The sequence below is a fragment of the Streptomyces sp. NPDC094448 genome, from assembly GCF_044763775.1.
Lineage (GTDB): Bacteria > Actinomycetota > Actinomycetes > Streptomycetales > Streptomycetaceae > Streptomyces.
In genome coordinates, this window is record NZ_JBIWGU010000007.1 from 96,021 (window position 1) to 107,954 (window position 11,934).

The window sequence follows — 11,934 nt, forward strand, 5'->3', positions numbered from 1 at the left end:
ACCGCGCCCGCGACCGCGCCCGCGACCGAATCAGAACCCTGAACCGGAACCGGAGCCCGGAACCGGAACCGGAGCCGGAACCGGAACCGGAGCCCGCGGGTCCAGCGCGCGCCGGGCCCGGGACCCCGATCCCCGTCGCCCCGCCGATCCGTCTGCCGGCGGGGCGACGGCCTTGGGCCTGGCGGACATCCGTACCGCCGGAAACCAGGAGGCGGGGGCCGCAGCCACGGCCCCCGCCCCCTTTTCGCAGCCGGTTCAGGACAGGCTCAGGACCGCGCCGTCGAAGGCGAGTTCAGATACGCCAGCACCGCCAGCACCCGGCGGTGCCCGCTGTCGTTCTGCGGCGACAGCCCCAGCTTCAGGAACACATTGCCGATGTGTTTGCTCACCGAACGCTCGGTGACCGTCAGCAGCGTGGCGATGGTCGTGTTGTCCCGGCCCTCCGCCATCAGCTGGAGTACCTCCCGCTCGCGCGGGGTCAGCGAGTCGAGGGGATCGTCCCGGCGGCGGTTCATCAGCTCCGCGACAACCTCGGGGTCCAGCGCCATACCCCCGGCCGCGACCCGCTCGAGGGCGTCCAGGAACTCGTCGACCCGGCCGATCCGGTCCTTGAGGAGATAGCCGACACCGGCCGCGCCGTCGCCGAGGAGTTCGGCGGCGTACGTCTCCTCCACGTACTGCGAAAGCACCAGCACCGGCAGACCGGGGATCTCGCGGCGCGCGGTGAGTGCGGCCCGCAGGCCCTCGTCCCGGAAGCCGGGCGGCATCCGGACATCGAGCACCGCCACGTCGGGGCGGTGCTCGCGGAGCGCGGGCAGGATCTCGGGGCCGGTCGACGCGACGGCGGCGACCTCGTGCCCGGCGGACGTCAGCAGCAGGACGAGGCCCTCCCGCAACAGCGCATTGTCCTCGGCGATCACCACACGCACGGCAGCTCCACTTCGATCACGGTCGGGCCCCCGGCGGGGCTGGTCATGTCCACGGTCCCGTCCAGCGCGGCGACCCGGCGGCGGATACCGGCCAGTCCGCTGCCGCCCGACTCGTCCGCGCCCCCGGTGCCCTCGTCGCTCACCGAGACGGCCAGACCGCGCGGGATCCGGGCGAGCCGGACGGCCGCCGAGGCCGATCCGCTGTGCTTGGCGGCGTTGGTCAGGGCCTCGGCGACGACGAAGTACGCGGCGGCCTCGACGGCGGCGGGCGCCCGGGAACCGGCGTCACCGTGCGCGTCGAGACCGTCGACGGCGACCGTCACCACGAGCCCGCTGCCCGCGGCGAGGGCATGGACCGCACCCACCAGCCCGCGGTCGGTCAGGATCGGCGGGTGGATGCCCCGGACCACGTGCCGCAGCTCGGCCAGTGCCTCCTCGGCCTGGTCCTGGGCATCGTCGAGGAGCTTACGGGCCAGCTCGGGGTTGGTTTCGTACGCCCTGCGGGCCATACCGACGCGCATCGACAGCGCGACCAGCCTGGCCTGGGCGCCGTCGTGCAGATCGCGTTCGATACGGCGCAGTTCGGCGCCGTGCGCGGCGACCGCGCCGGCACGGGTCTCGGTCAGCTGCGCCACGCGCTGCGCGAGCACGGCGTTGCGATGGGCCCCGGGGGTCGGTTCGAGCAGGGTGCGGGACCAGGAGTCGTCGAAGTCGGCGAGGCGTTCGAGGAGCGGGAGGACCCGGGCCCGGCGGCCGAGGGTGCCGCTCCAGAAACCGTCGATCATCAGCCCGAAGTACCAGACGAAGATCAGGACGATGAACAGTGCCCAGCCGAAGACGGCATGGACCAGGAGCCAGCGCAGATCCCGCAGGGTGCTGGGATCCTTGACGACGGTGCGCAGTCGCTCACCGAGCGGGCCGGTGACCGGGAGGTACGCCTCCGCGACCGGTTCCCCGGTCGACCGCTCGATCAGCTTCCGCTTGTAGTCGGCGACGCGGCGCTGGAAGAGGACGGTCTCGGGCAGGGCGCCCGCGCCGACCACCAGGGCGGTGGCGACGGCCGTGAAGATCAGCAGGACGCCGTAGAAGATCGTGGCGTACGCCAGCAGGGCCGTACGGCCCAGCCGGATCGTCGCCCGGAACGCCCGGCCCACCGTTTCCTCCACGCCGACCAGCGTAAACGACGGGCCGGCCGGACCCGGGGGCCGCGGCGGGTGGTGGAGCGGGCTCCACCACGGGGCGGGGGGTCTGCCGGTTCGCGCCGGAGCGGGGCGGGGAGGCATCGTGGGTGTCACCGGCCCCGGTCGCACCTGCCGCACCGTGTACCGCTTGACGCCTCCGCATACCGCGCACCGCGCACCGCATACCGCTTGACTCCTACCGAACGGAAGAAGGTCCCCGATCCCGATGAAGCCCGTGCTCTGGTTCCTGCTCTCCGCCTCGCTTGCCGCCGGGTTTGTCAACGACTTCGTCCTCGAGGGCCCGGCCCAGGCGGCTGTGGACATCGCCGCGGCGGCGGTCATGGTGCTGTCGGGCGTCGCGCTCTATCTGACCCGCTCGGCGAAGAAGCGTTAGGCCGGGTCCGGACCGGACGGCAGAGAGCCCCTTCGCTGCACGGGGACAGCGGAAGGGGCTCTCCAGGGCCCAGTGGGGAAGCGCGTCACCGCTCAGGGCCCTGAAGGCCGTCCACGGACCCGGGGAACGGTGAGCGCCGTGGACGACGTGCGGGGGCTCCCGCCGGAGACGGCCTATGGCGTGCCGTCGTACGGGGACCGGCCGGTACGGCCCGGTGCCGTCCGGTGCTCCGGAGGCGCCGCCCGATGGTCCGGGCGCTCCGCGGCCGCCGTGGTTCCGGCCGCGGACGACGGTCCCGGCAGGGCGGTACCCGCCGTGGCCGCGTCCTGGGGAGCCGTGAGGAACCGGTGCAGCGACTTCAGGAAGAGGAAGAGCGTGTCCTCCCCCGGCCCGCCGCAGTCCTCCCCCGGCCTGCCGGAAGCGGCGGCTCCGGTCCCGGGGCACGGGTCGTCTCCCGCCGGCGTCCGGTAGTCGATCCGGCGCCGGTCCGCCCGTACGCCGCCGTACTCCGCGGTCCACAGCGGGTCGAGACCGCAGGGTTCGCTACCGCAGCGCGGGGGACGGGCGCCGGTGCCGCGGCCCGTGGCGGGCTGCCGGTGGCCGTAGCGCCGGCCGTCGCCGTGTTCCTTCCGCTCGCGCAGATGCAGCGCGTCGGCCAGCACGGTCCTCAGGGGCCGTCGGGGCCGTAGGGGCCGTTTCATCGCCGTGTCCCTTCGCCATAGGCCTGGACGGCCCGGTCGTCCTCCGGGCCCCAGTAGCCGGGGGTGGTCTCGCCGGTCGGGCCGTAGCCCTGTGGGGGCTGCGCGGAGCCGTCGGGGGTTTCCGGCTGCGGCGGGTACCCGGGCCCGCCGAACGGTCGTCCGTACGCGTACTCCTGAGGTCCTTGCGGTCCTTGCGGAGGCTGCTGGGGCTGCTGGGGCTGCCGGCCCGGTTGACCGCCCTGGTGCCCCTGATGGGACTGGTGGCCCTGCTGGTGCTGGTGCTGGTGCTGGTGCTGATCGGACTCGTGGATCTGGTGTGCCGGGTGCGGCAGATGGACCTGGGAGCGCGGGCCGGGGCCGGAACCGCGTCCGTAGGACGGTCCGGTTCCGCTGTAAGCGCCGTGGAGGTACGGGTAGTGGTGACGGGTGTGCTGCGCCCCGTGGGCAGCGGCGCCGTGGGCGTACCCCTGGCCCATCGTGTGCTGGAACGAGAACCCCGGCTGCGGCGCGTACGGCCGGTACGTCTCCGGCTGCGAGTACTGCGGGTCCTGCGGGTACTGCGACTCTTGGGGCCGTTGCGGTTGCTGCGGGGCCGCTTCGGACCGCCGTGAGCGGCCCGGACCGTCCGCCGCGAGCCCCTCGGAGAGCCCCGGCGGGGAGGCCGCCGCCGTGACGCCCACCGGGATCCTCTCCCCGGCTCCCTCCGGCGTGGCGTCCGAGCCCGGCAGCAGCAGCTCCACCTCGCCGCCCCCGGCCTTGCGCCGCTGGTCCACCCACTCTTCGAGCTGGGCCTGACAGGCCATGTCCAGATGCGAGATCCCGCGCCCGTCGACGACGACCCGCTCGCGGCCGGGGGCACTGCCCGCGAGGGTCTCCAGCGCGTCGATCAGCTTGGGCAGCCGCAGGAAGGTGGCGTTGCCCTTGAGTTCCAGTGTGGCGGTGTCGCCGTTCCGGACCGTACGGATGGTCATATGGGACATCCGCAGCGCGGTCAGGACCACCGCGACCGCCAGCCCGCCGAGCACTCCGTCGAGGAGGTCCGTCGCCACGATCGCCCCGGTCGTGACGAACATGACGAGCCCCTCGCCGCGGTCCTTCTTCCACATCTTCACAAAGGACGGCGGGTTGAAGAGCTTCCAGCCGGCGTGGAGCAGGACGCCCGCGAGGACGGAGACCGGGATCAGTCCGAGCAGTCCCGGCAGCAGCAGACCGAAGCCCAGCAGCCAGACGCCGTGCAGAATGCGGGAGATCTTGGTTCTGGCGCCCGCGCCGACGTTGGCCGCGCTGCGGACGATGACCGCGGTGAGCGGCATCGCGCCCAGTGCTCCGGAGACCGTGTTGCCCACGCCCTGGGCGAACAGTTCCTTGTTGTAGTGGGTGCGCGGGCCGGTGTGCATCCGGTCGACGGCGGCGGCGCTGAACAGGCTCTCGGCCGAGGCGATGATCGTGAAGGTGACCACCATCATCAGCACCTTGGGATCGGCGAGTCCCGAGATATCGCCGAAACCGGGGATGTTGACCGCGCCCAGCATATTGCCGAAGGCGACCTTCTTGACCTCGAAGCCGGGCATGGCGGCGACCACGCAGCCCAGCACCACCGCGACCAGCGGCGCGGGCACCTTGCCGACCGGCTTCGGCACCTTGTACCAGAGGAAGCAGATCACCACCGCCATCACCCCGAGCAGCAGGGCGGCACTCTGCTGAGGATCGCCCAGGACGTCCTTGACCAGGTCGGGGAGGCCCATGACGTTCTTCGGGGCCGTACCGTGCTGCTTCGAGTCCACCAACGCGTACATCTGGCTCAGGATCAGGGGCACCCCGATCCCCGCCAGCATGCCCTGCACCACGGAGAGGGAGATCGACTGGAAGATCCGGCCCATCTTCAGCGTGCCCAGGATCATCTGGAGGATGCCGCTGACCATGACGACGGGTCCGAGGAGACCGACGCCGTGCTCGGTGGTGAACTCCAGGCACAGTACGGCGAGTCCGGCGGCCGGACCGCTCACCTGAAGGCTGCTGCCGGGCAGGAAGCCGACGACCAGACCGCCGACGATGCCGGTGATGATGCCCAGGGCGACGGGGACGCCCGACGCCGCCGCGACACCGATGCACAGGGGCAGGGCGACGAGGAAGACGACGACCGAGGCCATCAGGTCGGCGCCGAGGGAACCGGAGCCCGTGGAGGCCGTCGGTGAACCCGCCGCCGGGCGGCCGCCGCTCCTTCGCGCATGGCGTCCCGCACCGGGACGTACTCCATCAGTGGACACTGGTTTCCTTTCGCCGCATCGGGGCCGGTACCGCGCCGGGAGGGGGTCCGGTGGGGTCGCGTCCGGCGGTCCGGTGCGAGTGGGGGGTGGGGGGTCCGGGTGGGCTCGGCGTGGGCTCGGCCCGGAGGAGGTGTCAGTTGCGGTGGAACACGCCCTGTGTCTCGTCGAGTTCGAGGACTTCGGCGGTGTCGACGCGGTAGTACCAGCCGTGCAGCTTCAGCCGGCCGGCGTCCAGCGCGGCGCGTACGGCGGGATAGCCGCGGAGGGTCGCCAACTGGGCCGTCACATGCAGCTGGACATAGCGGGCGAGGGTGGCGTCGTCCGGCGGGGTGCCGAGCACCGGGGCCAGGGCGGGGCGGGCGAAGGCCACCCACTGCGCCACGCCGGGCAGTCCGGTCAGATCCTGGTCGTTGGCGAGGGCGCCGACGGCACCGCAGTGGGAGTGGCCGCAGACCACGATGTCGTGGACCTTGAGGACTTCGACCGCGTACTCGATGGTCGCGGCCTCCGCGCACTCCCGCTTGGCCTCGTACGGCGGAATGATGTTGCCCGCGTTGCGCAGTTCGAAGACCTCGCCCGGAACGGCACCGGTGATCAGTGCGGGGATGACCCGGGAGTCCGAGCAGCTGATGAAGAGGGTGCCGGGTGTCTGTCCGGCCGCGAACCTGCGGAAGGTCTCGCTCTCGGGGGCGATGCGGTGGCGGAAGTTCCGGGCATTGGTGAGCAGTCGCTTCATGTCACGCTCCTTGGGGGGTGCCTCCCGCGCCGCGGGGCGCGGGGGGAAGAGGAGGACCGGCCGCCGTCCGCGGCCCGCCGGCCCGTGCGAGGGGTCGGCACGTGCCTGGCGCGGGACGTACGGGGCGGCTGGGACAGCTGCAACATCCGGGGGATGTCTTGGCCGTGAAGCATGGGCCCACGCGATGAACCATCCGTGAGATCCGAGTGAGAGAGTTCTCACCGCGGCAGCGAGCCCCTGACAACGATGTCGGGGTGCACGTCGCCGGGCCGTGGGGCGGCTGGGCCTCGAAGCGCCGGGAGTCGCGGTACGGCCGGGACAGGGGCACGGGGCCCGCGGCGGGTCGGTCCGCCACGGTTACGCCTCCGCTCTGCATCCGGCAGCGCGAAGGCACGGCACGAGAGGGCGGAGGCACGGCACGAGAGGGCGGAGGCACGGCCACGAGAGAGCGGAGGCACGGCACGAAGGGGCGACGGGGCCGCGCGTCACGCCCGGAGGCGGTAGCCCACCCCGCGGACGGTCTCCACCCGGTCGGGGCCGAGTTTGCGCCGCAGATACCGGACGTACACATCGACGATATTGGACCCGGGGTCGTAGTCGAACCCCCAGACGCGGCTGAGCAGCTGTTCCCTCGTCAGCACCTGGTCGGGGTTGCGCAGGAACACCTCGGCCAGCGAGAACTCCCGTGCCGACAGTTCGGCCACCCGGCCCTCGACGTGCACCCGCCGGGTCCGCAGATCGAGGACGAGGTCCCCGACGCGCAGCACGGACGCCTCCGGGCCGCCGTCGCCGCGCAGCCGCAGTTTCACCCGGGCGAGCAGTTCCTCGAAGGCGAAGGGTTTGGAGAGGTAGTCGTCGGCGCCGCCTTCGAGCCCGGCGACCACGTCCGACACGCTGTCCCTGGCGGTCAGGATCACCACCGGCAGCGTTACGCGCAGTTCGCGCAGCTTGCGCAGGACGGTCAGCCCGTCGACCGCCGGAAGGCCGAGGTCCAGGATCATCAGATCGCAGTCCCCGGCCCTGGCGTGTTCGTAGGCCGAGAGCCCGTCACCGACGACTGCCGTCACAAACCCGTTGCTCCGGAGCCCCTTTTCGACGAAGGAGGCGATTCCGGCTTCGTCCTCCGCTATCAGTATCCGTTGCATGATGTCCCTTCTGCCAGGAGAAATGCGCGGGCAGGTCCAGTACGAAGCGGGCGCCGCCGGTCTCGGCGTCCTCGACCCATGCCGTACCGCCGTGTGCCTGGGCGATCTCACGGACGATGGCCAGCCCCAGCCCGATTCCGGTACCGGCCCGGGCCGGTGACGCGCCCCGTCCGGCCTGGACGAACCGGCCGAAGATCCGCTCCCGGTCCACGGGGCCGACGCCGGGGCCGGTATCGCGGACCCAGAGCAGGATCCGTCCGTCGTGCACCGCCGAGCCCATCTCGATGAGATCGCCGTCGAGGGTGTGCAGGACCGCGTTGGCGGCCAGTTGGATCAGGCCCTGGGTGAGCCGCTGGCCGTCGACGAGGACGGTGGCCTCGGAGACCGCGGCGACCCGCCAGTGCCGGTTGCCGAGGGCTCGGGCCTTGGCGACCACGTCGACGATGAGATCGGTCAGATGGGTCTCGCCGACCGCGAGGAAGTCCGGCCGTTCGGCTCGGGCGAGGAGCAGCAGATCGTCCACGATGCGGCTCATCCGGTCGAGTTCGTCGACGACCAGGGCCCGGGTGCCGTCTCCTTCGACGGCCCAGTCGCCACTGTCGTTGCCCATGAGTTCGAGATGGCCCCGGACGACGGTGATGGGGGTGCGCAGCTCGTGTCCGACCTCGTCCAGGAAGCGCCGCTGGGTGGTGAAGGCCCGTTCCAGCCGGTCGAGCATGTGGTTGAAGGTGTGGGCGAGTGCGGCGACGTCGTCGTCCCCGCGGACGTCGAGCCGCCGGGTCAGATCGGATTCGCCGATCGCGGCGGCGGTCTGGCGCACCAGGCGGACCGGCGCCAGGATCCGGCCGGCCACCAGCCAGCTCGCCAGCCCGGCGCAGACCAGGGCGCCGAAGCCGGTGGCCAGCAGCATCCTGGCCACCTGGCGCTCCTCGCGGAGTTGCCGGTCGCGGAACTCCAGTACCACCAGCCGTACGTCCCTCGGATCCCCGGCGACCCGCACGGGCACCACTCCGTAGCGCACCTTGCCGACGGAGGAGTCCAGCCAGCCCACGGCGGTCTCGCCGCGCCACTTCTCGGATGCGAGTACGGCGACGGCCACCGGGTCCCGGTCGAGCCGGACCGGCGGTTCGGCGGCGCTGCGCAGGTCGGCCCGGCCGTCGACGATGCTGAAGAACGTCTCGTCGCGGTTGGGGATGTTCTCCCGCAGGAACTCCTTGAGCAGCGCGGCGCCGTCGGTGTAGGGCCGCCCGTCGGGCTGGACACGGGTCTGGGCGAAGGTCCGCAGCCGGTTGGCCTCCCAAGTGAGCCGTGCTTCGACCTGGTCGTCGAGCTGGGCCTGCCAGACCACGGTGATGCCGACGACGGGCGCGGCGAGGGCCGCGCCGACGAGCAGCATCATCCAGCCGACGATGCGGGAGCGGGCGCTGGCCGTCCGCCGGCGCCGCCGGCGCACTAGTCCGCCCCGTCTTCGTCGTCACCGGACGGGCCGCCGCCCCGGTCGGCGTCACCGTCGCCGTCGCTCTCCCCGCCGTCGCTCTCCTCGTCGTCGCTCTCTCCGCCAGTCGGCAGCGGGCGGCCGGATCCGTCGTCGCTGCGCGGCGGTGGAAGGGGCGGTACGGGCCTGCCGCCCGGGTTCCGCGGCGGTGGGGAGGTCCGCTGGGGCTGCTGCTGCGAAGCGTTTGACGGCGCGGGGTGCGAGGGGGAGCCGGTGGACGCGGGGGCCGAGGCTGCGGGGCGCGGTTTCCGGGCCGCTGACGGGCCGGACTCGCCGGTGCCGGTCCGCGGCGGGCGCGAGGTCGCCGGTGGCAGCGGCTCCCCGGTGCCGGGGGCGAGGCCGCCGGACCGTTCGACGATCACCACGGGGCCCAGGTCCAGGGGTTCGGGCTCGCTGGTCAGTACCCGGCCGGCCATCAGTCCGGCACCCGCGAACGCCGCCACCGCGGTGATCACCAGATTCGCTCGCCTCAGTCTCATGCGGAGAGTCTGAGTGCCTGATCGAACAGGCGAGTGAAAGAGGAGAGCATTCTCATCCATGACCGGACTCCGGGGCTCCGGGGCCGGGCTCGGGCCCCTCGGGACGGACCGGGGTGCGGGGCCGGGGAGGAGTGCGGACGGAGCCGGACGGGGTGTTCCGGCGGGCGACGACCGCCCCCGTCGCCGTACCCGGTTCCACAGCCGTCTCACGAGCACCACCCCGCCGGTCGCGAGGGCCCGGACGGACCCGAAGGGCCGGACACACCGAACCAGCCGGACCAGCCGGATACACGGAACACACCGGACGGACCTGGCAGACCGAACAGACCGGACGGGCGTGACGGGCGTGATGGGTGTGACGGGCCGGGCAGACCTGCGAAGCCGTACATTCCTCAGCCCCTTGTCAGTTGTGATCACGGTCGTCGGGAGATACGGCGTGGAGCGCCCGATGATTCAAGGGGAGGCAAAGTCGGGAACCGCCCGGCCGGGGTCCGCACCGGGAGGCTCGCCCGGCGCCTTCACCCGCAGCCGGCAGGCATCAGGCGGCAGCACGCAGCGGCCTACTCAGGTGAATGGATGAGCATTCATTCACCGCGCGGCCGAGTAGCCGTACGGATGTCCGGCGGTCCCGGGCCGCCCGACGCTTGGGCCATGACGAATCGACTGAAGAGCGTTCAGTGGGCGGCCATGCGCCTGCTGATGGGCAGTGTCGGGCGACTGAGCGAAGGCATCCGCATCGGCTACCGGCACGGCTTCGACAGCGGATCGATGCTGGACTACGTGTACGTGAACAAGGCGCGGGGCAGCCTCGGAATCGGCCGGATCATCGACCGCTGCTATCTGAACGCCATCGGCTGGCGGGCCATCCGCGCTCGCCGGGAGCTGCTCAAGGACGTCCTGCGCAAGGAGATCGCCGACCGGGGCGGCCGGGCCGTGGTCCTCGATATCGCGTCGGGGCCGGGCCGCTATCTCCAGGATCTCGTCGAGGAGCACCCGGCCGGGACGGTCGGGGTCGAGTGCCGCGATCTCGATCCGGCGGGACTCTCCGAGGGGGAACAACAGGCACGTGAGAGGGGGTTGGCGGGCATCACTTTCGCCCGCGGCGACGCCCTGGACCCGGCGCCGCTCGCCGACGGGACCGCGCCGGACGTGATTGTCGTGTCCGGGCTCTACGAACTGCTGCTGGACGACGCGGTGATCGCCGCTTCCGTCGAGCGGCTGCGGGCGCTGCTGGCGCCGGGCGGGGTACTGGTCTTCACCACCCAGACCCGGCATCCGCAACTGGAGTTCATCGCCGGGGTCCTGCCCAACCGGGACGGGGTGCCGTGGGTGATGAAATGCCGTTCCGTGGAGCTGGCGGAGCGGTGGGCGCGGGATGCGGGGTACTCCGGCGTCACGAGCACGCGGGAGACGGTGGGGCTGTTCACCGTCACCACAGCACGGCGGTGACCGGGAGCGCGGCGACGGCGGAGTCACCGACGGCTCACGGCGGCGGGCACGGCCACAGCCACAGCCACAGCCACAGCCACAGCCACAGCGGAGAGGTTCCGGCATCGTAGGCATTGCCACTCATGGTTCCCACCGTGGTGGGCGAATCCACCCGAATGGCAAGGACTCGCCAGACTCCCCATGGGATCTTGTCACGGAGTGAGATCGTGTGCGTACATGGAGTGTCCGTGGATTCGAGGGGACGAGTCCACGGCGGAGAAATGGCGGGGGATGATGAGCCATGGCGGTGGCGGTCGTTCCGGGCTCCGCGCCCGGCCGGGAGGTGTCGCGGTCCGCTGTGCGCGGGCCGGGCGGCCTGCCCGCGCAGCGCACCCAGTACTCCCTTCCGGTGGACCATGCCGACTTCGAGGTCGAGCAGTTGCAGCGGATCCGGGGGGTGAGCCGGATCAGAGCCGCGCTGGTGAGCCTGGTCGGGTCGGCCCGGCACGAGCTGCTCAGTTTCGACGATCCGGCCGCGGCGCTCGGTCAGGGGATTCCCGAGTCCTTCCTGAGAAGCGGAGCGCCCGGATGCGCGCCTTCCGGGCACCCGACCCGGATCCGCCGGATCGCCCCCCGGGACGGGCTCTGTCAGTTGCGGGAGCCGTGGCGCTGTCTCGGTGAGGCCAGGGTCACCGAGTCCGTCCCGTTCAAGATAATCGTCGCGGACCGCTCGGTCGCCGCCGTGCCGATCGGCTTCGGACTCGCCCCCGGCCCCGGCCTCGCCCCGGACCCCGACTCCGGTCCTGGTTCCAACTCCGGTCCCGGCTCCGGCTCCGGTCCCGGCTCCGGCTCCGGCTCCGGCTCCGGCTCCGATGACAGCGGTGTGCTGCTGATCCGGGACCCGGTGGTGGTCCAGGCCCTCGTCAGAACCCATCAGGCCTGGTGGGAGACCGGCGAGGATCCGGTCCAACGACTGCTGCCGACTGGGCCGCCGCCTCATCTGGGGCCGGTGCTCGACGCGATACTGGCCGGGTTGACGGACGACGCGGCGGCGGCCCGGCTGAATATGTCCGGGCGGACCTACAGCCGCCGGGTGGGCGAGCTGATGGCTGCCCTCGGCACGACGAGCCGCTTCCGGGCGGGAGTGGAGGCGGCCCGCCGCGGCTGGATCTGACGGCC

At 72.2% G+C, this 11,934-nt stretch carries 11 protein-coding genes; 3 read left to right on the top strand and 8 right to left on the bottom strand.

All coding sequences use genetic code 11. The features are described from left to right. Positions 1-266: 266 nt before the first annotated feature. Both ACIQ9E_RS15220 and ACIQ9E_RS15225 read right to left on the bottom strand, forming a co-directional pair. Positions 267-929 carry a response regulator gene (locus ACIQ9E_RS15220; RefSeq protein WP_403706978.1) on the bottom strand — a complete coding sequence of 221 codons (663 nt, stop codon included), beginning with the start codon at positions 927-929 and terminating at the stop codon, positions 267-269. Further along, entirely contained in the window at positions 917-2,095 is a 1,179-nt protein-coding gene (locus tag ACIQ9E_RS15225; RefSeq protein WP_403706980.1) for a sensor domain-containing protein, read from the bottom strand. Before ACIQ9E_RS15225 ends, ACIQ9E_RS15220 begins: the two co-directional genes overlap by 13 nt. A 241-nt stretch (positions 2,096-2,336) precedes the next feature. Here ACIQ9E_RS15225 and ACIQ9E_RS15230 point away from each other — a divergent pair, with 241 nt between their 5' ends. Continuing rightward, entirely contained in the window at positions 2,337-2,504 is a 168-nt protein-coding gene (locus ACIQ9E_RS15230; RefSeq protein ID WP_403706982.1) for a hypothetical protein, read from the top strand. A gap of 173 nt (positions 2,505-2,677) precedes the next feature. Here ACIQ9E_RS15230 and ACIQ9E_RS15235 read toward each other — a convergent pair whose 3' ends face one another. The 6 genes from ACIQ9E_RS15235 to ACIQ9E_RS15260 form a co-directional block, all read right to left on the bottom strand. Continuing rightward, on the bottom strand, positions 2,678-3,205 hold the full coding sequence (locus tag ACIQ9E_RS15235; RefSeq protein ID WP_403706983.1) for a hypothetical protein: 528 nt from the start codon (positions 3,203-3,205) through the stop codon (positions 2,678-2,680). Next, positions 3,202-5,355, bottom strand: a complete 2,154-nt coding sequence (locus tag ACIQ9E_RS15240; protein WP_403707402.1) for a SulP family inorganic anion transporter — start codon at positions 5,353-5,355, stop codon at positions 3,202-3,204. The genes ACIQ9E_RS15235 and ACIQ9E_RS15240 overlap by 4 nt, the downstream gene beginning before the upstream one ends. A 250-nt stretch (positions 5,356-5,605) precedes the next feature. Next, positions 5,606-6,208: a carbonic anhydrase gene (locus tag ACIQ9E_RS15245; protein WP_403706985.1), complete on the bottom strand. Its 603-nt coding sequence runs from the start codon at positions 6,206-6,208 to the stop codon at positions 5,606-5,608. A 485-nt stretch (positions 6,209-6,693) separates the two neighbouring features. Beyond that, positions 6,694-7,353 (bottom strand): response regulator transcription factor, encoded by a 660-nt coding sequence (locus tag ACIQ9E_RS15250; protein WP_403706987.1) that lies wholly within the window; start codon positions 7,351-7,353, stop codon positions 6,694-6,696. After that, a complete protein-coding gene (locus ACIQ9E_RS15255; protein WP_403706989.1) occupies positions 7,256-8,752 on the bottom strand; it encodes a sensor histidine kinase in 1,497 nt (498 codons plus the stop codon). Before ACIQ9E_RS15255 ends, ACIQ9E_RS15250 begins: the two co-directional genes overlap by 98 nt. Before the next feature lie 53 nt (positions 8,753-8,805). Next, complete coding sequence (locus ACIQ9E_RS15260; RefSeq protein WP_403706991.1) at positions 8,806-9,327, bottom strand: hypothetical protein; 522 nt, start codon at positions 9,325-9,327, stop codon at positions 8,806-8,808. A gap of 651 nt (positions 9,328-9,978) precedes the next feature. Between ACIQ9E_RS15260 and ACIQ9E_RS15265 the strand changes: the two genes are divergently transcribed. Both ACIQ9E_RS15265 and ACIQ9E_RS15270 read left to right on the top strand, forming a co-directional pair. Further along, entirely contained in the window at positions 9,979-10,776 is a 798-nt protein-coding gene (locus ACIQ9E_RS15265; RefSeq protein ID WP_403706993.1) for a class I SAM-dependent methyltransferase family protein, read from the top strand. Between the two features lie 280 nt (positions 10,777-11,056). After that, positions 11,057-11,929, top strand: coding sequence for a DNA-binding response regulator (locus ACIQ9E_RS15270; RefSeq protein WP_403706995.1), 873 nt, complete (start codon positions 11,057-11,059; stop codon positions 11,927-11,929). The last annotated feature ends 5 nt before the right edge of the window (positions 11,930-11,934 follow it).

Excerpts from the sequence above, each read along its gene's own strand:
- ACIQ9E_RS15230 (WP_403706982.1), top strand. The coding sequence starts at position 2,337 with ATGAAGCCCGTGCTCTGGTTCCTGCTCTCCGCCTCGCTTGCCGCCGGG.
- ACIQ9E_RS15270 (WP_403706995.1), top strand. The coding sequence starts at position 11,057 with ATGGCGGTGGCGGTCGTTCCGGGCTCCGCGCCCGGCCGGGAGGTGTCG.
- ACIQ9E_RS15260 (WP_403706991.1), bottom strand. The coding sequence starts at position 9,327 with ATGAGACTGAGGCGAGCGAATCTGGTGATCACCGCGGTGGCGGCGTTC.
- ACIQ9E_RS15265 (WP_403706993.1), top strand. The coding sequence starts at position 9,979 with ATGACGAATCGACTGAAGAGCGTTCAGTGGGCGGCCATGCGCCTGCTG.
- ACIQ9E_RS15250 (WP_403706987.1), bottom strand. The coding sequence starts at position 7,353 with ATGCAACGGATACTGATAGCGGAGGACGAAGCCGGAATCGCCTCCTTC.
- ACIQ9E_RS15255 (WP_403706989.1), bottom strand. The coding sequence starts at position 8,752 with ATGATGCTGCTCGTCGGCGCGGCCCTCGCCGCGCCCGTCGTCGGCATC.
- ACIQ9E_RS15240 (WP_403707402.1), bottom strand. The coding sequence starts at position 5,355 with ATGGCCTCGGTCGTCGTCTTCCTCGTCGCCCTGCCCCTGTGCATCGGT.
- ACIQ9E_RS15245 (WP_403706985.1), bottom strand. The coding sequence starts at position 6,208 with ATGAAGCGACTGCTCACCAATGCCCGGAACTTCCGCCACCGCATCGCC.
- ACIQ9E_RS15235 (WP_403706983.1), bottom strand. The coding sequence starts at position 3,205 with ATGAAACGGCCCCTACGGCCCCGACGGCCCCTGAGGACCGTGCTGGCC.